This window comes from Vibrio navarrensis (assembly GCF_000764325.1).
GTDB classification, from domain to species: Bacteria; Pseudomonadota; Gammaproteobacteria; order Enterobacterales; family Vibrionaceae; genus Vibrio; species Vibrio navarrensis.
The window spans coordinates 2,540,502-2,565,295 of the sequence record NZ_JMCG01000001.1 but is presented as its reverse complement, the minus strand read 5'-3'; the positions used below and the strand labels follow the sequence as shown (position 1 = coordinate 2,565,295).

Below are 24,794 nucleotides of genomic sequence, written 5' to 3'. Positions count from 1 at the left end.
ATTCATCTGGCGAGGTCGCTGATGGGTAAAAGTTGGTAAATAATTTCGTTTAGCTTGTTTAAAAAGTTATATTAAGTCCGAGACTTATGCTTATTAACTATTTCGCAATGAGTGGTGATCTACACATGAAGAAAACTCAGGTAACACAATACAATGCGCTGGCTCGGATCTTACATTGGCTCTCGGCGGTGGTGATTGTCGCCATGTTTGCTGTCGGTTTATGGATGGTCGATCTTTCTTACTACAGCGAGTGGTACAAGACGGCGCCAGACTGGCATCGTTCAGTTGGCATTCTTTTGCTGCTCGTCACTGTGTTTAGGCTGCTATGGAAAGCGCTTACCGCGTCTCCGCAAATAGAAGGCTCTAAGCTGGAAATTGCGGCAGCTAAAGCGGCCCATCATTCGATTTATCTTCTGATGATGGTGATTTTCATATCAGGTTATCTCATCTCCACCTCTGATGGTCGCGGGATTGAAGTGTTCGGTTGGTTTACTGTGCCGAGTTTGGGTGAGTTGTTTGCAAATCAGTCAGACATCGCCGGTGCGGTCCATTTTTACGCAGCTTGGCTGCTTATCGGTTTAGCGGCACTTCACGCGCTTGCCGCCTTAAAACATCACTTTGTCAACAAGGACAATACGTTAAGAAAAATGATAGGAGCTTCAAAATGAAAAAATCACTGCTTGCTACAGGGCTTGCGTTTGCGATGGCACTGCCATTTACTGCCAACGCAGCGGACTATGTGATTGATACAAAAGGGGCACACGCGTCAGTTAACTTCAAAGTCAGCCACTTGGGTTACAGTTTTATCAAAGGCCGTTTCAATAAGTTTTCTGGTGAGTTGAGCTACGATCAAAACAATATTGCCGCTTCTAAGGTGCAGGTTGTCGTTGATACTCGCAGTCTCGATTCCAACCATGCAGAGCGTGACAAGCACATTCGCAGCAGCGATTTCATCGATGCGGGTAAGTTTGATACAGCAACGTTCACCAGTACCAAAGTGGTGGACAAAGGCAACGGTAAACTGGATGTAATGGGCGACCTGACGCTACACGGTGTCACTAAACCTATCACGATTGCCGCAGAGTTTGTCGGCGCAGGTAAAGATCCATGGGGCGGTGAGCGTGTTGGTTTCAGCGGTGAAACTCGCCTAGAGCTGGCCGATTTCAATATTGCGGTGATGGGTGCGTCTAGCTACGTGGACATGGAACTGCATGTTGAAGGGATAAAAAAGTAAGTTTTGATTCAACAAAAAGCAAAGCCTCCATTTTCGGAGGCTTTGCTGTATTGGAGAGCGTATTAAGCTCTTTCTAATTCGCGAGACATTACTAGGTTTAGTCGCTCGCCGTAGATTGGTCGTAGCGCTGCTAGTACTTCTTTGCGCGAGACCACGCCAGCGAGTTTGCCATTTTCCAGCACTGGCAGGACGTGCGGCTTGCTCACTTTCATGCTTTTCGCGCGCTCTTCCAAAGAGAGAGACGTCATGCGGGTGGCGATGCCCATACTGCTGGTCGGATAAAGCTGCTCTTTATCAATACAAAGAAACTCCACCACATCGACTAAGCGGTCGTTGATGTCAATCGCAATCACATCGCGGCTCATCAGATCCACCACTTTTTGCTCAGTGCTTGGGATGTAATCTTGGCACCATAGGTCAACCATCACATCGTGAGCGGAGAGAAAACCGACCAAACGGCCTTCGATATCGACGACTGGAGCACTAACCAGTTGATTATCTAACAAAGTATCGAGGGCAGTGGCAATCGGCATTTCAACCCCTAGTACCACGGGCGCGTCATTCATGATGTCCTTGACGATATAAGCGTTTTTCATAGTAAATTCCTTAACTGACGTAATGTTTGTTGTTTGTGTAATTGTGCTGATGCTGGCCGTTTTTAGTGATGGACGACGGTAAAGACACCAGTTTGCTAGCCCGACCAGTACCGCGCCACCGACGATGTTGCCAAGCGTTACCGGGATGAGGTTTGCAGTGATAAAGTGGCCGATGTTGAGATCGGCATAGTGGCTGGCCGATACACCGACTTGCGACCAAAATGCGTCCGGTGCAAAGTTGGCGATGACGATTCCAAGTGGCACCATAAACATGTTTGCCACACAGTGCTCAAAACCGCTGCTGACAAACATGGCCACGGGTAACATGGTCATCGCGGCTTTTGTCATCGCGTTAGCCGAGCTAAATGTCAGCCAAATTGCCAAGCAGACCAACAGGTTACATAAGATGCCTAACGAAAATGCTTCAACCGTGGTGTGGTGCAGTTTGTGTTGGGCAATATTGAGTGCATTCAATCCCCATTGACCACCATCCATTTGATACAGCCCGGCAGAGGTTACCAGCAGCAGCAAGAACATCGCGCCAATAAAGTTGCCGACATACACTTTTCCCCAAATGGTGAGCATTTTGCCAAAGCTGATCTGTCGATTTGCCCAAGAGATGCTGGATAGGACCGAACTGGTGAATAGCTCGCCGCCGCAGATGACGATGAGAATAAGCCCCATGCTGAATGCGAGCCCTCCAGCCAGGCGGCTTAATCCCCAGCCTGCGCTGCTGCTCCCCGTTGTTACCGTGATGTAGAAAAGAAACGCCAAGCTGATAAATGCACCAGCCATAATGGCGAGCCCAAGTGTCATGGCGCTGGTTTTATTCGCCTTACTGAGTGCGAATTTCTCTGCTTCTGCCATCATCTCTTTTGGTGAAAAGTATTGTGTGTTTTCAGAGGTAGCCACTGACATATCGACTCCTTTTTTCTGAATTCATTGTTGCTCCTTAGCTCATTTATATTTGTTAATCTAAGCCTTAAGTTATAAGCCCTGACGTTGTTAGTGATTGCGGTGTTCCCGAACCGCACAGTCAGATTAAGGGGCGGTTATCTAGAGGTGAAATTGATAATTTTTAGAAAGCTCATCAAATTCTTTGATATGTAAAAAGAGAAGCGTAAAATGAAACCCATTGCTCATCAATTTGATGAGACGCTTGAATTTAGGGAGGAAATTTTGCGCTATTCGTTAAAACAGTTGGCAGTATTTGATGCCGTCGCCGATTCTGGCAGTGTTAGTCAGGCGGCGGATAAATTGGCTCTCACCCAATCGGCAACAAGTATGTCGTTAGCTCAACTGGAGAAAATGCTTGGACGCCCGCTGTTTGAGCGCCAAGGTAAGCAGATGGCTTTGACACATTGGGGAATGTGGCTTCGGCCGAAAGCGAAACGATTGTTGCAAGACGCGCAGCAAATCGAAATGGGGTTTTATGAGCAGCATTTGCTCAGTGGTGAGATTCGACTTGGAGCGAGTCAGACCCCCGCGGAACACCTGGTTCCCGATCTCATCAGCATTATTGATAACGACTTTCCAGAGATGCGTATTTCTCTTGGGGTCAAAAGTACCAAAGGGGTCATTGAGGGTGTGCTGGACTACCGCTACGACCTCGGCATTATTGAAGGGCGTTGTGATGACAATCGGCTCAATCAGGAAGTCTGGTGTCGCGATCACCTAACGGTGGTGGCATCGGCCAACCATCCTTTTGCCAAACGTGGCACGGTGAGTTTGGCGCAGCTTGAACAGGCTCGCTGGGTATTACGTGAGCATGGTTCGGGCACTCGCAAAGTTTTTGATAGTTCCATTCATCATTTGGTGGAAGATCTGGATGTGTGGCGTGAGTACGAACACGTCCCGGTGCTGAGAAGTTTGGTGGAAAATGGCTCATACCTGACGTGCTTGCCGTATTTAGACGTTGAACGTCACATCGAAGCGGGGCGTCTGGTTGCGCTGAATGTGCCAGAGCTCAGTATGGAACGGACCTTGTCCTTCATCTGGCGCGCTGATATGGCAGAAAACCCTCTGCTTGAATGTATCAAGCGGGAAGGGCTACGTATGATGAAAGGGCGTCCAACGGTGTTATAAATAGAGTACAGCTCAGTTTTACGACTCAAAGCAATCATACCTAAATCTGTTGATTTATCGGTTGCGTCAAATTATCAATGCAATAAGTGAAATTTAATATTCTCTATTGTGATCATTGTCACTAGAGGGTAGGGGCGTTTCACTTAGTATTGGTTGCCTGATTGAGTTGTGAGTATGCACATGCAGTTACTCACGGGTTTGGGTCGAGAATACTATGAGTACATTAGTCGCTATTTCGCTGACAACAGGCATTCTGTCTGGTATCTGGGGATGGATTGCCATCTCGTTTGGGCTTTTATCTTGGGCTGGCTTCTTAGGATGCACCAGCTATTTTGCCTCACCTAACGCTGGCGTTAAGGGCTTGATTGAAAGCTTGCTCACCAATATGACAGGTGTGTTTTGGGCGATGGTGATCATTTACGGTTCGACATTCGCTGGCCTTGAGATTCTTGGCTATGTGATAACCGCTGTAGTGGCGTTTCTTATGTGTATTCAAGCGAAACAAACTTGGTTGGCTTACATTCCCGGAACGTTTATCGGTTCGTGTGCAACATTTGCTGCGGATGGTAACTGGCAGTTAGTTGTCCCTTCACTGTTGTTGGGCGGCGTATTTGGTTACCTGATGAAAACATCTGGCCTGTGGCTTCACCAGAAATCAGTTACTACATCACTTGCAAGGCAAGCGTGAGGTAGACCCCCGATCTTTTGTATCCCTGTGTAGAGTTTAATCCCGCTTTATACTTTCTATCAGTCAATATGATACTTGATACAAGCGCATCTTTTCAGATGCGCTTTTTTTCTCTTCGGTGTTTTGGCTGGGAAATGCAGCCAAGCTGATATATGCCATCACTCGCACTGATGTTTGTTTGAAATGCATTACTGTCTAGTAATGCAACTAGGTATTACCATTAGCCATTGTTACCACGCGCTTTAGTGTCCAACGCAGCAACACCGGAATACATTCCACGCCATTGAGTTCACAGTGAGACACAATTGCCAGCGCCAAATCGGGCTTGGCGTGTTTCTTCAACACACGCGTGACGACTTTTTTTGCCGGGATCGGATGTTCGTAAGGAATTTTGATAAGGTCCTTAAAGAACTTATCAAAGCCATGATTATATAGAAAATGCTCAATGTCATGATCGGGTAGTTCGGTTAAGCGATGCCGTGCTTGATCGTGACCAAGCATTGAGCGGACGGTTGTGGCGTATTTTTTCCCTGCGGCGTCGCCATCGGTCACAACATGCCAATCAATGCCAAATGCTTTCGCTACTTTGATCAAAGAACGTAAGCCAGACTGTGCGAACTCGATAATTTGTACTCCCTCCGCGGCTAGATTGTAGCCGCATTGATTGGCCAGCTCGTTAAACAGCCATACCTCGGTTTCTCCTTCGACCAACAACCAACAACGAGCAAACAGCGCCCCAGAGCGGTGAAAGCGAATGTGAAAACCAATCTTGCGCAACTCATCGACGCTAAAGCGGTGCGACTGAATCGATTTGGCGGTGGTGCGATCCGATTGGCGAATTAAGCGGCGGATCGAAGCCAGCGGCACGGAACCCAGCAGCGCGCCACTGTTGGTGGTGAGAATCTTCTGCATGGGCAACATTTGCAGCAAGCTCCAAGCGCGAGCGAGATGTGTGGGATGCAGACGACCTTCAGGATCCTCAATGATCAAAATCGGCCTTGCGCAGCGGCGTAAATCGCCCGGTCCTTTCGCTTGTAGATAGGCGTTTAGCAAGCCCATCAAAAGGAGCCTGGTCTGCTTGCTGTTTGTCTCTTCTATAAATTGGCTAAGGTTTTTTTCAGAAGAGGTTGAATTGTAGAACAGGCCATCGCGTGGTTTACGCGGGTCATTCTTACTGACACTTTTGAAGGAGAAGTAATGCTCAATCAGAGAATGCATCGATTTTAAACTGCTGCGCATTTCTCCCTTGTTCACATGGCCCGGGATAGCCATCAGCCTACGGCAGGTATTGTCGATACGTTTTTCAATCCGCGCATTTTTACCGTTGGCAGCCGAGCTTGGCAGCTCCGGAAACAGACGAGAGTCACGTAGGCGGATCACCGGATGCAGTGACATCAGCTCTTGGGCAATTTTTCCCGAATGATGAAGATTCTTTGTCGAACCATCAAGATTTAAGAAGGCGTAGCTGGTTGAAATGTCGTAGCCGTTACGCGATGCGCTGATACGGTAAAAAATACGATGATCGCCGTTGTCATCTCTGCACCAAACGGGTTTCAAACGTCGGTAACGGCCCGCTTTGTTTTCGTGTCTGTCGGTGGAACGAAAACAGAGCACAATTTGTAGATGTTGCGTTTGCGGATGAGAAATAGAGTAGTCGACATGAAAATCGGACATCTGAAATTGGTATGGTACACCATTGGGAGGCAGAACTACCGACAAGGCGTCTAACAGAGACGATTTACCCCAGGTATTTTCGCCAATCAAAGTGGTCAATTCATCAAACGCAAGAGATAACCGTCTGATACCACGAAAGCCAGCAACTTCGATCCGTTCTAACAACATAGGCATCCTCCTGAGACATCGCTGCACCACTAATTATTTGAATGTAAAGTGAAAGGTGCTGTTAGTAAGCATATGTCAATTTCTAAGCGCTTGTTTGTTATGGAGTCACAAATTGCGTGCGCTTGGCGATTTATTAAACATTCATGACAAACAGGCTGTGACAACCTACTCAGTCACTTTTTCTTTTTGCATTGGAGTTTCATAAAATTCACGATTCTGTCATCATTCTGTTCTAAGTATAAAGGAATGAAGAGAGAGAAAGTGACTATGATAAAAACGCATAAGCCAGTCACGCTGAAACTGGCACACATCAATGACACTCATTCCTATTTTGAGCCAACGTCATTACAGCTCGCGATTCAACTCGGCGAGAACCTCATTGAACCTTACGTAAGTGCAGGCGGTTTTGCTCGCATCGCCACTCGCGCTCAACAGATCAAACAAGAAGCGGAGAGACAGAAAAAAGGGTTTCTTTTCTTGCACGCTGGAGATTGTTTCCAAGGCACGCTCTATTTTTCGCTATTTAAAGGCAAAGCCAATGCGGATCTGCTCAATACCTTGGCCATTGATGCGATGGCGTTGGGAAATCATGAGCTGGACATGGGCAATGAACCGGTTGCTGAGTTCGTCCGCCGGGTGCGTTTTCCTCTGCTTGCCGGTAACTGGAACTTGAGTCACGAACGGCAAGACAAAGCATTAACACTACGTGATGCGGGCAATGTAAAAAGTTTTCAAAGTGAAACGCGCACCGCAGACTACATCATCAAAGAGATCGACGGTGAACCCGTCGCCATTTTTGGTCTGTCGCTGGATAAAATGGCCGATATTGCCAACCCCGATCCGGATACGCCGTTTGAAAATTCAATAGATACTGCGCGAAATACGGTTGAACTGTTGCAGCATCGTGGCATCAATAAAATTATTTTGCTTAGTCACCTTGGCTATGAAGGCGATATTGAGCTGGCGCGTCAGGTGGATGGCATCGCGCTTATTATCGGTGGACATAGTCACAGGTTACAGGGTGACTTTAGCGCAGTCGGACTCGGAAAAGATGACGACTACGGTTTGAAAGTTAACGAGACATTCATTGTGCAAGCAGGTTACCACTCGATGACCATGGGCCACTGTGAAATCCAGTTTGAAGCCGATGGTCGAGTGAGTAACTTCCAAGGGCGCAATGAGCTGCTGATTGGTCGGCGTATGTTCCTCGATCCGGGCCTTAACCAACAAGGGACTTGCGATTGGTATAATCAAGCGGCCGATTTTATTGATGGTCAGCTCAATGTGGTGGTGTGCAAAAAGGATGAACAGATCCAAGATATTATGCACAACAAATACATTCCTCGAGTGAGAAAGCTGCAGCAGTCGATCATCGCCAACGCAGAGCAAAAGTTACGTCACGTACGAATTCCTGATGACGAAGGTCCGAGCTCCTTAGCGCCAATCGTGGCCGCGTCTTTTGTCCATGCACTGAATAAGCGACGTCATAACGTCCAGTTTGCGCTACATAACGCTGGTGGCGTCAGAAACTCGCTAAATCCTGGAGAAGTCTCGGTGGCCGATGTGGCCGGAAAACTGCTGCCTTTTGCCGTTCCTGTCGGTTTTTATGATGTGCAGGGGAAGACGATTGCCGCGGCTATTGAGGGTGCGATTAATAACGCTACGAATAATGGTGTTGAAGGTACGGGCTCCGGAAGCTATCCATACACTTACGGCTTGCGCTTTGATTATCAGCCACATAACCCGATGGGACAACGGATTGAAAACTTGCAAATCTTGAACTCGGGTCATTGGCAGAATGTCGACGCCGATGTTTGGTATCGCGGCACATCGTCAGCCTATACAATGAAAGGCAAAGAGGGCTACGAAGCGCTGGGTGAGATGAAAGGTGATGGTTTTGTCAGTACGCTATCGATGGCGGACTGTTTTATAGAATACCTGCAAGATGTACCGAATGTGCTAAATGAGTCTGTGAGTGTTTCGTCCAACAGGTTAAAACTGGTATAGAGTTTGCTGTGTTTCCTGCAAAAAATGGGGGAAACGGATATGTGGAATAAAGATTGGATGGACACTGCCGTGGTAGTCGGTTGGGTGGCTGTATGGTCAACGCTGGTATACCTAGTTCCGCTAGGCGGCATGTAGCCAAAACAGATCAAGAGAGCTTCGGCTCTCTTTTGTTTTAGGCCAAGAAGATTATTTAGAGGTTCATTCTGGATCCGCTGACAAGAGTGGAATAAAATAGCTGGGTTTGGGGAGTAGTTAGCGCAAGTTTATTTGTCGTCATCCCGTTAGGCTAAGGCCTTTCCGGCAATTAAAGGTGTTTATCCAGTTGAGCCAATCGGCTTGCGGCTGTGATAGTCACTTTAACGAGACCAACGCATGCACAGAGTGTCAAAGCCTAAGGCTTTGGCGACATTTGTTGTCTGCGGAAGGTCCCGAACTATAAGGTTCCTTCTGCCCTTGGAGGAAACCATGTCCCCGATTGTATCTACTTCGCTATTGGCTGAATCTACGCCGTTTTTTACCAGCAGCGCTGCGATGTACGGCAGCTTCGCATTGCTCACCCTTGTTTTAGTCTCTCTTGATATTTGGCAAACTCGCGGCGGTTCTATTTCGATGCGCCGCGCACTGGGCTGGAGCTTAATGTGGTTTCTCTTGGCGTTTGCTTTTGCCGCGACCATTTTTCTTTGCTGGGACAGTTACGTTCCCAACAGCCCGTATAGTCACCAAGAAGCGACGATGGCTTTCATAACGGGTTATCTATTAGAAAAATCGCTAAGTGTCGATAATCTATTTGTTTTTGCCATTGTTTTTGCACAGTACCAAGTGCCAGAGTCGCTGCGTCCACGTGCTTTGCTCTGGGGCGTGATCGGCGCTTTAATACTACGAGCCATCATGATTGCTGTCGGCGCGCAGCTTCTTGCACAGTACCATTGGATTTTGTATCTGTTTGCGGCATTTTTGATTTGGACAGGCATTCAACTGGCTCGGGAGAAAGATGAACAAACGTCGCTCAACCCGTTGCCAGAACGTTTGCTCCGACGCTATTGCAAAGTGAGCGACACTTTTCATGGGCAATCGCTGATCGTGAAACGCGCAGGGCAGTGGTTTGCCACGCCGATGCTGATTGTCATCACTGTGATTGCCGTGATGGATGTGATGTTCGCTTTGGACTCTATTCCGGCTATTTTTTCCGTCACTCAAGAGCCGTTTCTCGTTCTTGCGGCGAATGTGTTTGCTCTGCTGGGGCTACGCTCACTCTATTTTGTACTGCAAGCCATGATGGATAAGTTCGTTTACCTAAAACCCGCTTTGTCGATCATCATGGTGTTTATAGGGGTGAAAATGCTGCTGGTTGGTTCTGTGTATGAGATCCCAACATTGTGGTCTCTGAGTTTTCTGCTGTTTGTTATGACATCAGCCATTGTGGCTTCTCTCAAGGCAAATCAAAATAGGGCTAAGCAAGCGCTTATTAGCCTTAATATAACTAATCAAAATAGTGAGAGGTGATGGTGTTAAAAGTGAAGTTAAAAATATTTAATGTGAAAAATATGTGAAATGCGTCGGTTTGGTTAAGTGCTAATTTTGAGTTTATGCAGCCATATTGGCTAAATTTTGAATTTTAATGCATAAAAGAGTATTGGTTAATCTTGGTGTGTGTTAAGGGCTTGTTTCATTAGAAAAAATAATCCGAATGGTTAAAAATAGTCATTTTTTGACCATGAAAAAAAGCCCTATTATTTGGCCAACGAAACGAAAAAGTTGAAAGATTTTAAGAGAGGCAATCATGGCACAAGCGATGCACATCAACAATGTAGCTTTACCAACCTCTATGGATAAGAGAACCTACTCGGTTAACTTCAAAGGATTGATTGCTCACCTATTGGATATTCTTTTTGTCGATAACAGTGCTCAGCGCAGTTATTACGCAGAAGAATTGCCAGTACATCTGCAACGAGATATCGGTATGTACCGTTAATCTCGCGCAAAGAAAACAAAAGCCGATGCCAATGTCGGCTTTTATTTTTTCTGCTCCTGATGCGGTAAAGGCGTGGTTTGTGGCTAACCCGCTGTGATACAGTAACGCAAATTATTCTTACTCCTTCCTCCTATGTCTGCAAAACTCGAATCCTGGCTGCCTGTTGGCGTGCGTTATATGCTTTTGTCTGCGTTGGGCTTTGCGCTGATGTCAGCCAGTGTGAAATACGTCAGCGTGCATGGTATTCCGCTGTTTGAGATTGTCGCCGCGCGTGCGTTGGTGTCTCTTATCCTCAGTTACGCGGATGTAAAAAGAAAACGCATCTCGATTTGGGGCAACAATAAAGCACTGCTATTCGCCCGTGGCACGGTTGGTACCGTTGCACTGATGTGCGTTTACTACTCAGTGACCACCTTGCCCTTGGCTGAAGCTACTATTTTGCAATACGTCCACCCGGTGTTTACAGCGCTTTTGGCCGTCCTCTTTTTGCAAGAGCGGGTTCAGATATCCACTCTGGCCTGCATTGGGCTGTGCTTACTCGGCCTTTTTTGCATGGTCTACCCAACACTTGGTCAGCATGCGGCAAACGAGTTGCCGATGTTCAGTGTTGCTATCGCCTTGCTTGGTGCATTCGGTAGCTCAATAGCGTATGTGATAGTGAGAAAGTTAAGCCGCACCGAAGACAGCTCAGTGATCATTTTTTACTTTCCCTTGGTCGCACTGCCGACAGCGTCGCTTTTAATTGGTGATGACTTTGTTCTTCCGGATCTCTGGTTGGTTTTTGCCTTGGTTTTAGTCGGTATCTTTACTCAAATTGGCCAGTTTGGTTTAACCAAGGCAATGCAAACGCAAACCGCTGGGAAAGCGTCTGCCTATTCTTACGTGCAAATCGTCTTTTCTGCGTTGTTAGGGGTATGGTTATTTAACGAAATCCCTTCTTTTTGGACTTTCCTCGGCGGGGCATTGATTGTGCTTGGTGCGTTGATTAATGTTTTTGGCGCTAAATTGGGTGGATTTTGGCAAAAAGCTCGGTAAGGTGATCTCGCTCGGATGAGGCGGTTTGGGGCTATGCCATCTAACGGAAAAATAAAAAAGGCGCCTCATTGAGACGCCTAATTTCTGAAACGAGCACGGCTTATTTCTTACGGCAGTATTCTGCGATCACGTACATTGACTGACCACCATTCACTTTACCAGAGATCAGTTTAGGGTCATCGCTCAGGCTGATGCCACGAATCACAGTGCCTTGTTTGATCACTTGGTTGGAGCCTTTAATTGGCAGATCTTTGATAACAGTAACATCGTCACCTTTCTTTAGCTCAGCGCCATTGCAGTCAACGGTTTTGTCATCTGCTGACATGCCTTTCATCGCCCAAGTTTTTTGCTCTTCTTCCATGTACATCATGTCGAGTGCATCTTGAGCCCAAGTTTCGGTGTTGAGGCGAGTCAGTTGGCGCCATGCTGTCACTTGAACGGCTGGCACTTGGCTCCACATGCTGTCGCTTAGGCAACGCCAGTGGTTAATGTCTTTTGGCTCATCGATTTCGCTCAAACACTTGTCACAGACCATAATCGCAGTATCCACAGTCACGTGAGTGTGCGGTGGTACCGGGTAGGCCGATAGCGAAGAATCAGAAGAACACAATTCACATTTAGACTGGCAACGATCCAGCAGAGTTGCTTCGATAGACATGAGAACTCACCTTAGTAGTATTAATTTGAGGCGGTATTATCCACTTTATCCTGAGAATTAAAAGGGTTTAGAAAATTAAAGTGAGTATTTTACAGATTTTCCCATCTAAAAAGAGGATTCGGTTAAGTAACAAATGCTCAACTTATATATCCTCTAATAAAATGCCCAGTGTCATAGAGAACACTGGGCATTGACTCAACACGGTAATCTTGGGATTACTTGCTCGCGTCTAGCAAACCTGCGTTAACAGTTAACGAACCGTCACCGTTTCCTTCGGTGCGTGTGAACTGAACAATCTGAGAGCTCATTTCACCATGAGCGAGTTCTTCCCCCGATCCTGGAGCAACTACCGTAGAGTGGGTTGCATTGGATGACTCATCAAAGTACGAAGCGACACGTGTACCAGTGGCATCAGTAGCCGTATTCACTAATCCGAGTTTCTTAAACAGTGGCTCTGTACCCGCTGTCGGAATGTTCGACACTTTATTAGGAATAGTTGCATCACCATTAGCTTGAATACCCAACAGAGATCCGCTTACTTGAGAGGCGATATTGAATGGGTCAACGCTATCTAACACGGTCTGGGCGGCGTAAGTGAATGAGGTCAAAGTATTATCGATGGTACTTTTCGTTTCGGCATCTGCATCACTATAGAAGCTATTGAAACAAGCGCCTGGGTCATCTTTGGTCGGACATGTATTCGCGTAGTAATTTAAGTAACTTGGTACTGCCGTAGCCGTGATACTGTGCTTGATGATTGGCGAGAATGACTCTGATTCAAGCAAGAACGGTGCAATACCGCCACCCGGATTGGCTAATGTTGCTGTCTTGTAACTAAACTTTGAATCAATCGCTGGATTAACTGATGTATTAGCAACAGCATAGCTACTAATACCAGTAATGCCGCCGATAGAGTGGCCAATAAGAGAAACATTGGCTTGGTCTACTGTTTGGAAAGCCACTTCCGCTGGATCTACGTAGTTTAATGCGTAACGTAGCCCTAATCCGTCAATAGCACCTTGGCGAATGTTGTCTCTTGCCACTGGCAAGTATTCAAGATTCATAAAGACCGTAGGCGTACTTGGCGTTGTTACGGTGCCATCAGACAAGGCACGTTGTCCATGCAATGGTTGATCAATAGCAATTAACGCATAAGGTGTTTTACCCGTTTTAATAGCGGTACTGATATGACTTAATGCCAAAGCATAAGCGCTTTCTTTAAGATTAGTAATTCCGTGCTGATATTGCAGTAACGGTACGTCGTCCGTGCCCGTTCCCTTAGGAACAAAAATAATGAAAGGAACCTCTTTCACTGCACGAATTTGTGGAACTGCGCTGTATCTGGTCATAATTCGATCAGCATCCAGTTGAGTGCCATCGGCCAATGTCAGTTTCGCACCAACAAGAAGTGCTTGATGCTGAACAGAGTAGAGCTGAGCTGGCAGATCCGTAAAACCTAAATCGATTAACTGCTGGCTAATCGCTGCTTTATCAGCGTTAGAGCCTGAACTCAAGGTCTTTAGGATCTTAAACACACTTGGCATACCACTGCGCCAAGGTTGTGTTTTCCACTCTTTACCATTGACTTGATCACTCAAGAAGTAGGGCAGTTTGACCGTACCACGAAAAACTTGAATGGAATCTAGTGTCGGTACGGCAGCTGTTAACTCCTCGTAACTATTCTTTAGTGCGTTGGCCTTGTCATCACCAAATGCCGCTTTGAAAAGTGGGTCATTGGTGACTGCTGCGCCGAAATCGGCACCAGCATCGTCTGCGTCAATGCTGTAAAGCGAGTTGAGCTCGTCAGCTGAGAGGTTGTTTGGGTTCGCGGTTCCTTTCCAAACACCAGCAGGCTTAACAGCAGGATTCACTGAGGCGGCAATCGCTGCTTTTGTTCCTTGCATTACATTGCCCGCTGATGCAGTCGTAAACCAAGAAGAGTAAACAATTTCATCTTTGCTGGTGACTTGATTGTTATCTTCGAAGGTTTTTTCAATGTTCCAGATAATTTTTTGTGGTGCCGCCAATAATCCAGATTGAGCTGTTGAAGTTTTCAAGCTTGCATATGAACTGGATGTACCTAACGGGTTGTTGTTGCTATCTTTGATCGAATCTGTAAGTGCATAGATGTAGTTTGAAGCAGGATCTAGACCTTTGAGAGGAAGGACTTTAATGCTCTTCAAATCGGTAGTGACGGCAAGAAAATCAACACCAGGAGTTAGTGCAGTAAAGTTAGTCATTGCTCCAGTCGCTAGGTCAACATCAACCTTTGCAACTCGAATGCCCGCATTGAGATTTTGGCTAAATGGCGAGCCATTGATCACAACGGTATCGTTCAGTAACGTCACACCATCAGCGAAGTTGAAGTTGATGCTGAATGGCATGATGGTACTCCAACCATCCGATTCACCCATCGCGACTTCGGGGTTATCTAAGCTGCTAGATTTGCCAGCACTTATAGGTATGTTTAAAGTGTGATCATTAGTGTCAAAAAGTAAAAAGGAAGGCAAAGGCACATCTGCTGAAGAACCCTTTAGAACGAATTTGACTGAAGCGTCACGCCCCAGAAGTGTTTGTACGTTTGGTTCAAAAGTAACCTTTCCTGTAGTTCCTGAGCTTTCAGTGTTATCGCCACAACCAGCGAGCAGGATTGCTGAACATAGCAGCGATAGCTTAAATGTGTGTTTCATTGTGTTACTCCGTCAATCCTGATTAGTTAAAGGTGTAGTTCATTTGAATTGCGCTGATGTACGCGGTACCTTCTGCGTCGAATTCAAACTTTTGACCCGCCGCGTTGGTCTCTTCAAATGGGCCTGATTTACTTTTCACTAACGCAAAACCCGCATCTAGCGTCATGTTTTTGCTCATGTTGTAAGTCAGACCTGCGCTGTACCATGTACGGTCACTATCAGGAATACTCAAGGTGGCTTTACCCGCTTGTTCGTCGAAGGCAAAACCCACTCGGAAGGTCCAAGTTTCATCCATCACATAGGTAGTACCAACAGAGTAACGGTTGTTGTCTTCGTATTTTTCCGGCTTGTAGAAACACACACCATTTTTACAATCTGGGCTGGTTGCTTTGAGCTCGGTAAACGTGCTCCAATCGGTTTGTTGCCAGCCTAAATGCATCGCCCACTGATCGTTTAGCTGATGATAAGCGGAGAGTTCCATAATCGCTGGCAGACTGATTTGCAAACGGCCATCGACTTTAGCTGAAGTGGCAATGCCAGAATCGTAGCTGCTAAATTCACCATCATCGAAATCAAGATCGACTTTAGAACGGTAACCGAAACCAAAACGAGTACTTTCGCCGAGTTCATACAGCGCGCCAACGTTCCAGCCATAGCCAAAAGTTGTGCCAGTCATACCAATCAAGTTTTCAGATTTATCATTAGAACCAAATAGAGGAGCAAGTGAACCTTTATGGCGGGTCAGCTCCGCGTGGGCATAAACGAAGTTAACCCCAGCACCGACGCTCAATGCTTCGTTGACGCGATAGGCGATATTGGGATTGAGACCAACAGAAACCAGTGCCGTGTCACCCGCCATATCTCCTGCTGAAATATCGTCGGGGTAGTCGGTTGCCACGCCATAGTTAGTAAACAGGCCAATACCCCATGCCCATTTTTCGTTTATTGGGCTGATGTAGTAAGCCGCTGGTACAACCTGTAGCGGAGCCACGTCGTCAGACTGCTCTTTGCTGGTTTTGTCATAGACGTTGACTTCAGGGTCAACGATAGAGATAGCGCCAGAAAACTGCGCTACGTCGAAAAGAGTCATCGCTGCTGGGTTGCGAGCGAGTACAGAGGCATTGTCGGCGACGGCACCTTCACCGGAAAATGCTCTGCCAAGGCCTGATGCTGAATGCTCCGCAACTTGGAAGCCGGCGGAATTAGCATGACACGCAAACAATACTGAGATTGCAAGCAGAGAGCAGTGCTTCTTATTCATCCTTGACCCTCCTAGGGTTCATAATTGTGGACTGAAGTCCTTGTAATTGTTGTTTGTTGTGTAGCGCAAACACAAAGAGTGCGTCTATGAGTCTGCAATGTAAATGTAATGTTAAGTGAATGTTTATAAACTTGTCAAAGTTTGCTGCTCTTTTAAGCATTAGATTTGATGCATAGGTCAAATGACAATTTATAAGGCGCTGTATTATGTAGATTTTTTTTCTAAGAATGGTACGACCAGAATTGTTTAGTGCTTTTTTATAAGAATCATCAGACAGAGAGGCGTTTATGCCAATTTCATCTCTTTTCACCTCTCCTGCACAAAGGCATAATGCCAACCATTGACTTCGCTTATCTCAGGTCTAATTTTGGAACTACTACATATTGAATTTCTTGGCCGTCCTTTACGTTTAGAAGGGTCAATGGCTGGGTGGCAGCAACTTTTTTGGGATAACGCGTTAGTGTCTCAAATCGATGCAACGCAAGGGCAAGATGCCGCTTTCCATCACCAGTTCGTGTTAATGGCAGGTGAAGCGGAGCTGCGCTGTGAAGTAAAGGGAGAGTTACATTGGCAGCCATTTGAGTTTCACTATCATTGTTTAGTCAATGGCGAGACAAGCGCTCAAGGTACTCGGAGAGAAAAGGACATCGAGCAGCAAACGCCGCTTACCCCAAGGCAAGAACCGCGTAAGTTCAGCCTGATCGGCTTGGTTTCGCTGGGAATGAAAGCGCTAAAGAGTGCCAAGCTGATTAAAGTAGCGTTAGCGTCGATGAGTTTGGCGGCGTACTCTTGGCTGTTCTCTTTTCAGTTTGCCTTAGCATTGATTGCCTGTTTGGTGATCCATGAGTACGGTCACGTACGAGCGATGAAATATTTCGGCATGAAAACCAAAGGGTTTTATTTGATCCCATTTTTTGGTGGTATGGCGCTCAGTGATGAGAAAATTAACACTCGCTGGCAGGATGTCGTTATCTCCATCATGGGGCCGTTCTTTGGCTTAATATTGAGTGTGCTGCTGACGTTGATCTATTGGTTGACCGGAGAGATGTTTTTTGCCGCTTTAGCCGTGTTTAACGCCTTGCTAAACCTGTTTAACTTGCTGCCAATTTTACCCTTGGATGGCGGACATGTGCTCAAGAGCATCACTTTTTCGATGAACAGCTGGGTCGGCTTGGCGGGGGGCGTACTGACGGCGGCGGCTGGCGTTTATCTTTCGTACACTTTCGGCTTAACCCTGTTTGGTTTTTTGTTGGTTATGGGGATGTTAGAGATAGTGCTTGAGTGGCGAGGCCGACATAACAGCCATCTTTTACCCTTAACACGCAATGGTCAGACAATTTCTTTTACTTGGTACGTTGTGTCGGTAATGAGCTTTGTCGCCATCATTTGGCATTTTGCGTCTACAGGCGATGAGTTGATGCGCCTGCCACTGCTGATTCTCGGCAGTTAAATAATGTCTGCAAAAAACATTACCTGAAAAAACATGGCTTGCAAAAACAAAGAGCTCCGAGTTTTGGAGCTCTTTGTCTATCTGCGCTGCGATAGGTTTACGCTTTGCATTTTGGTGCAGCCACGCTGCTTTTGGGTAGCTGGCTTATCTTGGTTTGCAGATCTTTTATCCGCGTGTTGTGTGAAGGGTGAGTAGAAAGCAGTTCTGGTGGTTGTTTACCCCCAGACGCTTTGGCCATATTTTTCCAAAGTTCAATGCTCTGGTTTGGATCAAATCCTGCTTTGGCCATGTACTCTAAACCGACCAAATCTGCTTCCGATTCTTGGGTGCGGCCATAAGGCAGAATCACGCCGTACTGCACGCCAACGCCGAGCGCCGCCATCGTCACCTTCTGATATTCTTTGTATTCCGATGCGCCGATGGCAACGTTTGCCAGTTGCAAGCTGGCATTCGCTATCTGGCTTTGTGAGAGACGTTCATTGCTGTGCTCTGCCAACACGTGGGCGACTTCATGACCAATCACAGTGGCTAACTGATCTTGATTGACCGCAACATTGAGTAGCCCGGTATAAACACCGATTTTCCCGCCAGGTAGAGCAAACGCGTTCACTTGCTCACTGTCAAACACCACCACTTCCCACTCTTTGAAACTGGGCTGAGGCGGAATCGTATTGGTGATCGCTTTTGCCACGCACTGGACATATTGGTTGAGGGCTTTGTCTTGGCTAATCGGCGTCTCTTTTTTCATCTGCTCAAAAGAGTTTGCCCCGAGGGTAGACATTTCCGCATCAGAAAACATCAGTAGCTGATTACGCCCGGTCGGGGAAGAGCTGCAAGCTGTAAGGCCAGCGACAGCGAGCAGGGCTGCGGCTTTTAATCGTGTCGACATCACCATCTCCATATCATCGAACTTTGGGTATATACTAGCGCCGATTATAACCAAAATCAGGTAAAACGATGAGTATCTGGAAAAAACCGATTGATCTTGAAACCTTAAACGCGACCTCTAAGAACACCTTGATCGAGCACTTGCAAATTCGATATACCGATTTTACTGATCAAACGCTCACGGCGACGATGCCCGTGTGCAGCTTCACTCATCAGCCACTTGGCATGCTGCATGGCGGTGCGTCGGTGGTGTTGGCCGAAACCTTGGGGTCACTGGCGGCCAATTTCAGTGTCGGTCCGGGGCACTACTGTGTCGGCCTAGACATTAACGCCAACCACATAAGGCCGATGCGCAGTGGTTTGGTTATCGGTACCGCTTCACCGTTGCACTTAGGCGTTTCGACTCAAGTTTGGCAAATTAACATCAGCGATGAACGGGAAAGATTGGTGTGCACCAGCCGGTTAACGATTGCGGTCAAACAGCATAAAGAGCGGGGCGTATAGCGATGGTGGTTGAGTTTAGCCAAGGGAAGATCATTGCAACACTGCACGAAGTGGTGATCAAATTGGCTTGCCACTCCGGTATCACTCTACAAGCTCAGGTAGACGCGTTGCAGTTAATTGGCCGTGGTGCGAATGTGATTGTTGCCAATGGTGCGGAATGTAAATGGTCGGTAAAACTGGACAACGAAAACCAACTTACTGAAATTTCAGCGCAAATTGGCGTTGCTATCGAATAGAGAAAATCGTTTGCACTCACTTTGAAAAATAGGGAAACTGGTAGTCACGAAAATTGACGACTTGATTTCCCTTTTTATGAGTAGCCCGCGTCTTAGAGTTCAATTCGAAACCCTTTTTCAGCACTTCGATGGCAAAAATAGCGGAGTGCAACTGGAAGACATCACCGAAATTCTCTTCTGTACCCGCCGAAATGCCCGCATTGTCCTTAACAAGCTGGAAGAAGAAGGTTGGATCGAATGGCATCCGGCGGCAGGGCGGGGTAAGCTCTCGACGCTGATCTTCAAGCGCAGCAAAGCCGACGTCAGTGAAAATCTCGCCAGACGGTATCTCGAAGAAGGGAAAATTGGTCAGGCGCTCGAAGTGCTCGACAGTGACGCGGCGAAGCTGACGCAAGTGATCCAAGGCTATCTTGGTGTCTCACATCGCGAAGGCGAGCAGGTGGTGCGTCTGCCTTATTATCGTCCGCTGTCGATGCTCAACCCGCACTTGCAAATGCGCCGCACCGAAATTCATATCGCTCGGCAAATTTTTAGTGGTTTAACCAAGCTAGACGACAACGATCTGCTGCAGCCAGATCTGGCCCATACGTGGGAAATGCTCTCAAAAGCGCATTGGCGATTCTATCTTCGTCCGGGAGTGCGCTTTCATAATGGTGAGCTGTTGACCACCGAAATGGTGATTGAAAGCCTGCGAGAGTTACATCACCTCAACCTTTTTGCCCATGTGCAATCGGTGAGCTCGCCCAGTCCTTGGGTAGTGGATATTCGGCTGTTTAAAGACGATCTGTACTTGCCGCTGGCCTTGAGTGAATCGCAGGCGAAAATTCTCTTGCCCCAGCGACTGCGCAGTGAAGACTATCATATTCGCCCAGTGGGTACGGGCCCATACATGGTGCAATCGAATGACGATAAGCGACTGATTTTAAGAGCTTTCGATGGCTATTTCGGCTTTCGTCCACTGCTCGACCAAGTGGAGGTGTGGGTGATCGATGAATCGTACTCCTCGATGGTCTATCCAAGTTTAAGTAAGCCGATCATGAACGCTTCGTCGCGCTCTGATGAGGTTGAACTCGATCCCGGTTGCACCTTTTTACTGCTCAATAAACGTAGCGGTGTGGCGAAAGATCCGCGCTGGGCGGAGTTTTTATCCGCCGTGCTCAATGGCTATCAACTGTTTAGTCATGTGCCTCAGGACAAAGTGATCGAACTTGGTTTGCTGCAAGCGTACGGCATCAAACCGGGTTGGATTGATCTTTATCCCAATCCAAACGCCCAGCCGCCGGGCGAGCTGGAACGTATTTCGGTCGCTTATCAAGCCAAGCACCCGATGTTTCCTGTGATCGCCAAAACGATTAAAACCATCTTAAAGCGTTATCGAATCGAGGTTGATTTTGTCAAATACGATTGCGCCTTAGAAAAACCTGAAGAGGTCGACATTTGGCTCAAAGCGATGGGCATTGCCACCAACCGGGAAGACGCGTTGGCAGGGTGGCTGCTTGATTACAGCAATATGGAATCCATGAGCACAGACTACGATTTCCAGCGTTGGCTGGCGCTGGTGGAGAGTTGGCGCAGTGGCGTGCTAAACGATTTTCCTGCCAGAGAGATTGGTAAACAGTTGGTGAAAAGTTTCCAAGTGATCCCAATGTTCCACTGCTGGCTTGGTGTCAACAAAGATCATAGTGGTGCGCTGCAAAACGCCAAATGCAATGCGCTAGGCTGGTTTGATTTTAGCCAAGTCTGGGTTAAGCCCGATCTGCAGCTTGAAAACGAAAATTGAAGATCTGCGAGTTAGAAAAGAGGCCCAATATCGGGCCTCTGCGTATTCAAATGGTTGTTTAATTGAGCTTAAATGCCAAAGATTCATATGGTTTGAGTGACAATGTCACGTCAAGATGCTGCTTCGCTTCATAGTTGCAAATCAAACATTCCACCGACTGGTTTCTTAACGCTTCGGGCAGCTCAACACTCAGCGCCGTTTCGCTAAAGTTGTTAATCACCAGCAAAGTTTCATCCTGATGTTTGCGCAGGTAAGCAAACACACTGTCGTGGTCTTCAAACAGTGGGGTGAAATCACCATACACAATCGCTGGGTGAGCTTTGCGCAACTGAATCAACTTCTGGTAGTGATAGAAGATCGAGTTCTGGTCGGCTAACGCTTGCTCAACGTTAATCGCTCCATAATTTGGATTGGTTTCAATCCACGGTTCCACTTGGCTAAAACCAGCATGAGGTTCATTTGACCACTGCATCGGGGTGCGGGCGTTGTCTCGGCTGTTTTCATGGATCGCTTGCATCATATGCTCGTGTGAGACGCCAGACTGCGTTTTTACCTGATAGAAATTGAGCGTTTCAATGTCTTTGTACTGCTGCAACGAATCAAAAGCGACATTGGTCATCCCAATCTCTTCCCCTTGGTAGATGTAAGGCGTACCTTTGAGGAAATGGAGCGCCGTTGCGAGCATTTTGGCGGATTCTACCCGCAATTCTCGATCATTGCCGTATTTGGACACCACACGTGGTAAGTCATGATTGTTCCAGAACAGTGAATTCCAGCCCTGATCGGCCAGTTCGGTTTGCCATTTAGTCAGCACTTGTTTGAACTGTTTTAGATCCAACGGAATAGGGTTCCACTTATCGCCATGCTGCCAGGTGAGCGTAATGTGTTCAAACTGGAACACCATAGAAAGCTCGTGGCGCGCTGGATCGCTGTAGAGTTTGGCGATCTCCGGCGTTGCGCCCCAAGTTTCGCCAACGGTGAGCAGATCTTTGTCGCCAAAGGTGGCACGATTCATCTCTTGCAGCAGCGGGTGTAACCTTGGCCCATTACCTGTGATGCCTTTGTCGATCTCTTTACCAATCAAATCGATCACATCCAAACGAAAACCGCCGATACCTTGCTCAATCCACCAGTTCATCATTTGGTGCACTTCTTGTTGAACTTTAGGATTTTCCCAGTTCAGATCCGGTTGGCGTTTGGAAAAGAGGTGGAAATAGTACTGCTGTGTGGTTTCATCCCACTGCCAAGCACTGCCACCGAAAATGGACCCTAGATCATCAGGCGCACTGCCATCGGGCTTGGCATCTCGCCAGATATAGTAATCGCGATAGGGATTATCTTTGGACTTTTTCGCTTCAATAAACCAAGGATGTTCATCGGAAGTGTGGTTAACCACCAAATCCATCACAATCTTGATATCACGCTGTTTGGCTTCGGCCAGCAGCGTTTTCATCTCATCCATGGTGCCAAATTCAGCCGCGATATCTTGGTAATCCGAGATGTCGTAACCGTTGTCGTCCATTGGTGACTTATACACCGGAGAGAGCCACAGCACGTTAACGCCGAGCTGTTGCAGATAATCAAGCTTGCTAATGATGCCGTTGATATCGCCGATGCCATCGTTGTTTGAGTCACAAAAACTGCGCGGGTAAATCTGATAAACCACCGCGTCATGCCACCATTTTGTTTCCATTTGTTCTGCCTTCTAAACTCACATTTTATGCCTAACTATAGTGAGAAGTGGGCGGCAGATAAAATAGAATGCATGCCTCTTGATATAGATAATAGCTATATCATTACGTATACTCTGCCTGCTGCGTGAAATTGGACAGGAATGCAGCGTGTAAAATGTGACTTTTATCTGAATGCTATGAATAGAACCTATCGATATTTTCTGATGGTGGCACGCGAATGCAACATCAAACAAGCTGCTGAAAAGCTCAATATCAGCCAACCATCGCTTACCACAGCGATTAAAAAACTCGAAAGCGATATGGGCGTTGCGTTGTTTCATCGCCGTTCTAAAGGGGTAGAACTGACCGAATATGGTCGTCTGTTTAGAAACTACGTCGAAGAGCAGCAAGAAAAACACTCTCAGCTAATCCACCAGATGATGGACATGCAACAGCGCCACTGTGGCAAGTTGAAAGTGGGGACAGGAGAGGCGTGGTGGGAGTTGTTTGTGCGTGAAGCGATCGCCCGATACCAGCAACAAGTGCCCAATTGTTCGCTGCATCTCGAGTTTGGGAACAATCTCTCGTTGATGCACCACTTGGTACAGGGGGAGATTGATCTCTTTATTGGCCATGAAGTGCATGGGCTGCATGAACGCTGCCAAGTTAACTTTATTCCTCTGTTTCGTGATTACGAGGCGCTGTTTGTTCGCCGCGGACATCCTTTGCTGCAGAAATACAAAACCGACACCAGTAAGCGTTTGATAGCGCAAAACGACTTTGCGCTCCTGCGTGTTACGCCTGATCATGCAAGGCATCGCTCGGTGTTGGCTGAGCACATGAGCTCACCGTTTGATTTAGCCAACCAGCGTTTTCAAGGACGGGCGATTTACGATGTGGACTCACTCTCTGCCAGCCTTGATCTGCTCAAAGCCAGCGATGCCGTGATGCCGTACACCGATAAAATGTGCCTGTGGATGGCTGAGCATCAAATCGAAACGCTGGTGGTGAATCAAGAGCAGCGTGGCAATATCGGTGTCTATACTAAGAAAGGCGTGGATGATGAAAAAACGCACCATTTCGTTCAGTTACTAAGGGAAAGCCATGGTCGATAACAAGCAAGCCTTCTGTGTCGTGTTGACGACAACCAATAACGAAGCCAACAAAAATCAGATAATCAAAGCATTATTGACGCAAAAACTGGCGGCGTGTGTTCAAGAAATGGCGATCAACAGTCATTACGTTTGGCAAGGTGAGGTGTGTCAGGACGTGGAAACCTTGCTGGTGATCAAAACTCGCAAAGACTTATATCCTCAAGTTGAAGAACAAATCAGCCAGTTACACAATTACGAAGTACCGCAAATTGTGCAACTGGAAATCCAAGATGGCTTTAATCCTTACTTAAGCTGGATTGCGGCCAATACGCTGGAGCTGTAATAACGCGAGCGCGCTGATTGCGCCCAAAGTGTCGCATAACATATCTTTTTGCGCGTCCCACACATCTCCTTGAGAGCCTAAGAATGCAATGCCTTCGTCTCCACCGGCGAGGGCTGCGTACCACCATTCCACAATCTCATAGCCTGCCGCCAAGCTCATGATGGCAAACAACGCGAATAGTGAAGCAAACAGAGCAGATTGCTTGTGCTGACGAACAAGGTATTCGGCTACTGGGTAGGCGTATAAACCGATAGAAAAGTGGGCGATTCGATCAAAATTGTTGCGCTCAGAGCCAATCAGTTGGTTAAACCAGTCAAAAGGCACTTCAGCAAAGGTGTATTTCGCCCCAATGGTGTGCAGCCCCAGCCAAGCAAACATCAGTAGATAGGCCGTTTGGCTAAATTGAAACGAGCGGCTAAGCCACAAGATCACAGCAAAAATCGCCACGGCGGGAATGATCTCTGCAATCCAAACCGCGCGAGAGCTCGGAGCAATAGCAGAAAAAAGAAAAATGGATAGATAAGCAATGGCAAAAAGCAGCAGTGTACGGTTCAATTTCATGCAGCAGTTCCTTGTTGATATTCAGGCGAATGATGACAGCATAATGAACGTTGTTCAATTGCTTTGTCGTTGGAGAGACGCTTACAAAAGGTGTTGAATGTGAGGTAGCTCGCGCAACATTTGATCGTTTGCATTAAAACACTTCATTAAAGTTTGATTTACATTTGATGCGAGCGATAAAATCCGCCTCTCAAATT

At 47.1% G+C, this 24,794-nt stretch carries 22 protein-coding genes; 14 read left to right on the top strand and 8 right to left on the bottom strand.

The window, feature by feature from the left end; all coding sequences use genetic code 11:
* Positions 1-125: 125 nt before the first annotated feature.
* Entirely contained in the window at positions 126-668 is a 543-nt protein-coding gene (locus EA26_RS11420; RefSeq protein ID WP_039427562.1) for a cytochrome b, read from the top strand.
* Positions 665-1,234, top strand: a complete 570-nt coding sequence (locus EA26_RS11415; RefSeq protein WP_039427560.1) for a YceI family protein — start codon at positions 665-667, stop codon at positions 1,232-1,234. The genes EA26_RS11420 and EA26_RS11415 overlap by 4 nt, the downstream gene beginning before the upstream one ends.
* Before the next feature lie 62 nt (positions 1,235-1,296).
* Here EA26_RS11415 and focA read toward each other — a convergent pair whose 3' ends face one another.
* The gene (gene focA / locus EA26_RS11410) at positions 1,297-2,748 is read right to left on the bottom strand and encodes a formate transporter FocA (RefSeq protein ID WP_039427558.1); all 1,452 of its coding nucleotides are present in this window, start codon (positions 2,746-2,748) and stop codon (positions 1,297-1,299) included.
* A 261-nt stretch (positions 2,749-3,009) separates the two neighbouring features.
* On the opposite strand from focA, the gene EA26_RS11405 reads away from it, so the two are divergent.
* Both EA26_RS11405 and EA26_RS11400 read left to right on the top strand, forming a co-directional pair.
* Complete coding sequence (locus tag EA26_RS11405; RefSeq protein WP_039429042.1) at positions 3,010-3,915, top strand: LysR substrate-binding domain-containing protein; 906 nt, start codon at positions 3,010-3,012, stop codon at positions 3,913-3,915.
* A 214-nt stretch (positions 3,916-4,129) separates the two neighbouring features.
* Positions 4,130-4,603, top strand: coding sequence for a DUF1097 domain-containing protein (locus EA26_RS11400; protein WP_039427557.1), 474 nt, complete (start codon positions 4,130-4,132; stop codon positions 4,601-4,603).
* A gap of 207 nt (positions 4,604-4,810) precedes the next feature.
* Here the strand turns inward: EA26_RS11400 and EA26_RS11395 are convergent, their stop codons facing one another.
* Positions 4,811-6,445 carry an ATP-dependent endonuclease gene (locus EA26_RS11395; RefSeq protein WP_039427555.1) on the bottom strand — a complete coding sequence of 545 codons (1,635 nt, stop codon included), beginning with the start codon at positions 6,443-6,445 and terminating at the stop codon, positions 4,811-4,813.
* A gap of 246 nt (positions 6,446-6,691) precedes the next feature.
* On the opposite strand from EA26_RS11395, the gene EA26_RS11390 reads away from it, so the two are divergent.
* The 4 genes from EA26_RS11390 to EA26_RS11375 all read left to right on the top strand — a co-directional run bounded on the left by EA26_RS11390 (position 6,692) and on the right by EA26_RS11375 (position 11,459).
* Positions 6,692-8,452 (top strand): bifunctional metallophosphatase/5'-nucleotidase, encoded by a 1,761-nt coding sequence (locus EA26_RS11390; RefSeq protein ID WP_039427553.1) that lies wholly within the window; start codon positions 6,692-6,694, stop codon positions 8,450-8,452.
* Between the two features lie 465 nt (positions 8,453-8,917).
* On the top strand, positions 8,918-9,955 hold the full coding sequence (locus tag EA26_RS11385; protein WP_039427551.1) for a TerC/Alx family metal homeostasis membrane protein: 1,038 nt from the start codon (positions 8,918-8,920) through the stop codon (positions 9,953-9,955).
* Between the two features lie 277 nt (positions 9,956-10,232).
* Positions 10,233-10,424, top strand: coding sequence for a hypothetical protein (locus EA26_RS11380; RefSeq protein ID WP_039427549.1), 192 nt, complete (start codon positions 10,233-10,235; stop codon positions 10,422-10,424).
* Positions 10,425-10,556: 132 nt separating this feature from the next.
* A complete protein-coding gene (locus tag EA26_RS11375; protein WP_039427547.1) occupies positions 10,557-11,459 on the top strand; it encodes a DMT family transporter in 903 nt (300 codons plus the stop codon).
* A gap of 100 nt (positions 11,460-11,559) precedes the next feature.
* On the opposite strand, the gene EA26_RS11370 is transcribed toward EA26_RS11375, so the two are convergent.
* The 3 genes from EA26_RS11370 to EA26_RS11360 form a co-directional block, all read right to left on the bottom strand.
* Entirely contained in the window at positions 11,560-12,117 is a 558-nt protein-coding gene (locus tag EA26_RS11370; protein ID WP_039427545.1) for a PhnA domain-containing protein, read from the bottom strand.
* Between the two features lie 215 nt (positions 12,118-12,332).
* Positions 12,333-14,807 carry a VolA/Pla-1 family phospholipase gene (locus tag EA26_RS11365; protein WP_039427543.1) on the bottom strand — a complete coding sequence of 825 codons (2,475 nt, stop codon included), beginning with the start codon at positions 14,805-14,807 and terminating at the stop codon, positions 12,333-12,335.
* Positions 14,808-14,829: 22 nt separating this feature from the next.
* Positions 14,830-16,068, bottom strand: a complete 1,239-nt coding sequence (locus EA26_RS11360; protein ID WP_039427541.1) for a porin — start codon at positions 16,066-16,068, stop codon at positions 14,830-14,832.
* Positions 16,069-16,435: 367 nt separating this feature from the next.
* Between EA26_RS11360 and EA26_RS11350 the strand changes: the two genes are divergently transcribed.
* Positions 16,436-17,518 carry a site-2 protease family protein gene (locus EA26_RS11350; protein ID WP_039429040.1) on the top strand — a complete coding sequence of 361 codons (1,083 nt, stop codon included), beginning with the start codon at positions 16,436-16,438 and terminating at the stop codon, positions 17,516-17,518.
* Positions 17,519-17,615: 97 nt separating this feature from the next.
* Here the strand turns inward: EA26_RS11350 and EA26_RS11345 are convergent, their stop codons facing one another.
* A complete protein-coding gene (locus tag EA26_RS11345; protein WP_152593684.1) occupies positions 17,616-18,407 on the bottom strand; it encodes a M48 family metallopeptidase in 792 nt (263 codons plus the stop codon).
* A 68-nt stretch (positions 18,408-18,475) separates the two neighbouring features.
* Between EA26_RS11345 and EA26_RS11340 the strand changes: the two genes are divergently transcribed.
* The 3 genes from EA26_RS11340 (at position 18,476) to EA26_RS11330 (ending at position 20,926) form a co-directional block, all read left to right on the top strand.
* Entirely contained in the window at positions 18,476-18,910 is a 435-nt protein-coding gene (locus EA26_RS11340; RefSeq protein WP_039427536.1) for a hotdog fold thioesterase, read from the top strand.
* 2 nt (positions 18,911-18,912) lie between these two features.
* Positions 18,913-19,146: a DUF3389 domain-containing protein gene (locus EA26_RS11335; RefSeq protein ID WP_039427534.1), complete on the top strand. Its 234-nt coding sequence runs from the start codon at positions 18,913-18,915 to the stop codon at positions 19,144-19,146.
* Between the two features lie 76 nt (positions 19,147-19,222).
* Positions 19,223-20,926, top strand: coding sequence for an SgrR family transcriptional regulator (locus tag EA26_RS11330; RefSeq protein WP_039427532.1), 1,704 nt, complete (start codon positions 19,223-19,225; stop codon positions 20,924-20,926).
* Between the two features lie 58 nt (positions 20,927-20,984).
* On the opposite strand, the gene EA26_RS11325 is transcribed toward EA26_RS11330, so the two are convergent.
* On the bottom strand, positions 20,985-22,619 hold the full coding sequence (locus EA26_RS11325; protein ID WP_039427531.1) for a glycoside hydrolase family 13 protein: 1,635 nt from the start codon (positions 22,617-22,619) through the stop codon (positions 20,985-20,987).
* Between the two features lie 177 nt (positions 22,620-22,796).
* On the opposite strand from EA26_RS11325, the gene EA26_RS11320 reads away from it, so the two are divergent.
* Together EA26_RS11320 and cutA are read left to right on the top strand one after the other, a co-directional pair.
* Positions 22,797-23,714 (top strand): LysR family transcriptional regulator, encoded by a 918-nt coding sequence (locus EA26_RS11320; RefSeq protein ID WP_039429037.1) that lies wholly within the window; start codon positions 22,797-22,799, stop codon positions 23,712-23,714.
* The gene (cutA, locus tag EA26_RS11315; RefSeq protein ID WP_039427529.1) at positions 23,704-24,036 is read left to right on the top strand and encodes a divalent-cation tolerance protein CutA; all 333 of its coding nucleotides are present in this window, start codon (positions 23,704-23,706) and stop codon (positions 24,034-24,036) included. Before EA26_RS11320 ends, cutA begins: the two co-directional genes overlap by 11 nt.
* Here the strand turns inward: cutA and EA26_RS11310 are convergent.
* On the bottom strand, positions 24,001-24,597 hold the full coding sequence (locus EA26_RS11310) for a DUF2238 domain-containing protein (protein ID WP_039427527.1): 597 nt from the start codon (positions 24,595-24,597) through the stop codon (positions 24,001-24,003). The genes cutA and EA26_RS11310 overlap by 36 nt on opposite strands.
* Positions 24,598-24,794: the final 197 nt, after the last annotated feature.

Coding starts and splice junctions, on each gene's coding strand:
- EA26_RS11420 (WP_039427562.1), top strand. CDS start 126: ATGAAGAAAACTCAGGTAACACAATACAATGCGCTGGCTCGGATCTTA.
- EA26_RS11415 (WP_039427560.1), top strand. CDS start 665: ATGAAAAAATCACTGCTTGCTACAGGGCTTGCGTTTGCGATGGCACTG.
- focA (WP_039427558.1), bottom strand. CDS start 2,748: ATGTCAGTGGCTACCTCTGAAAACACACAATACTTTTCACCAAAAGAG.
- EA26_RS11400 (WP_039427557.1), top strand. CDS start 4,130: ATGAGTACATTAGTCGCTATTTCGCTGACAACAGGCATTCTGTCTGGT.
- EA26_RS11395 (WP_039427555.1), bottom strand. CDS start 6,445: ATGTTGTTAGAACGGATCGAAGTTGCTGGCTTTCGTGGTATCAGACGG.
- EA26_RS11390 (WP_039427553.1), top strand. CDS start 6,692: ATGAAGAGAGAGAAAGTGACTATGATAAAAACGCATAAGCCAGTCACG.
- EA26_RS11385 (WP_039427551.1), top strand. CDS start 8,918: ATGTCCCCGATTGTATCTACTTCGCTATTGGCTGAATCTACGCCGTTT.
- EA26_RS11380 (WP_039427549.1), top strand. CDS start 10,233: ATGGCACAAGCGATGCACATCAACAATGTAGCTTTACCAACCTCTATG.
- EA26_RS11375 (WP_039427547.1), top strand. CDS start 10,557: ATGTCTGCAAAACTCGAATCCTGGCTGCCTGTTGGCGTGCGTTATATG.
- EA26_RS11370 (WP_039427545.1), bottom strand. CDS start 12,117: ATGTCTATCGAAGCAACTCTGCTGGATCGTTGCCAGTCTAAATGTGAA.
- EA26_RS11365 (WP_039427543.1), bottom strand. CDS start 14,807: ATGAAACACACATTTAAGCTATCGCTGCTATGTTCAGCAATCCTGCTC.
- EA26_RS11360 (WP_039427541.1), bottom strand. CDS start 16,068: ATGAATAAGAAGCACTGCTCTCTGCTTGCAATCTCAGTATTGTTTGCG.
- EA26_RS11345 (WP_152593684.1), bottom strand. CDS start 18,407: ATGTCGACACGATTAAAAGCCGCAGCCCTGCTCGCTGTCGCTGGCCTT.
- EA26_RS11340 (WP_039427536.1), top strand. CDS start 18,476: ATGAGTATCTGGAAAAAACCGATTGATCTTGAAACCTTAAACGCGACC.
- EA26_RS11335 (WP_039427534.1), top strand. CDS start 18,913: ATGGTGGTTGAGTTTAGCCAAGGGAAGATCATTGCAACACTGCACGAA.
- EA26_RS11330 (WP_039427532.1), top strand. CDS start 19,223: ATGAGTAGCCCGCGTCTTAGAGTTCAATTCGAAACCCTTTTTCAGCAC.
- EA26_RS11325 (WP_039427531.1), bottom strand. CDS start 22,619: ATGGAAACAAAATGGTGGCATGACGCGGTGGTTTATCAGATTTACCCG.
- EA26_RS11320 (WP_039429037.1), top strand. CDS start 22,797: ATGAATAGAACCTATCGATATTTTCTGATGGTGGCACGCGAATGCAAC.
- cutA (WP_039427529.1), top strand. CDS start 23,704: ATGGTCGATAACAAGCAAGCCTTCTGTGTCGTGTTGACGACAACCAAT.
- EA26_RS11310 (WP_039427527.1), bottom strand. CDS start 24,597: ATGAAATTGAACCGTACACTGCTGCTTTTTGCCATTGCTTATCTATCC.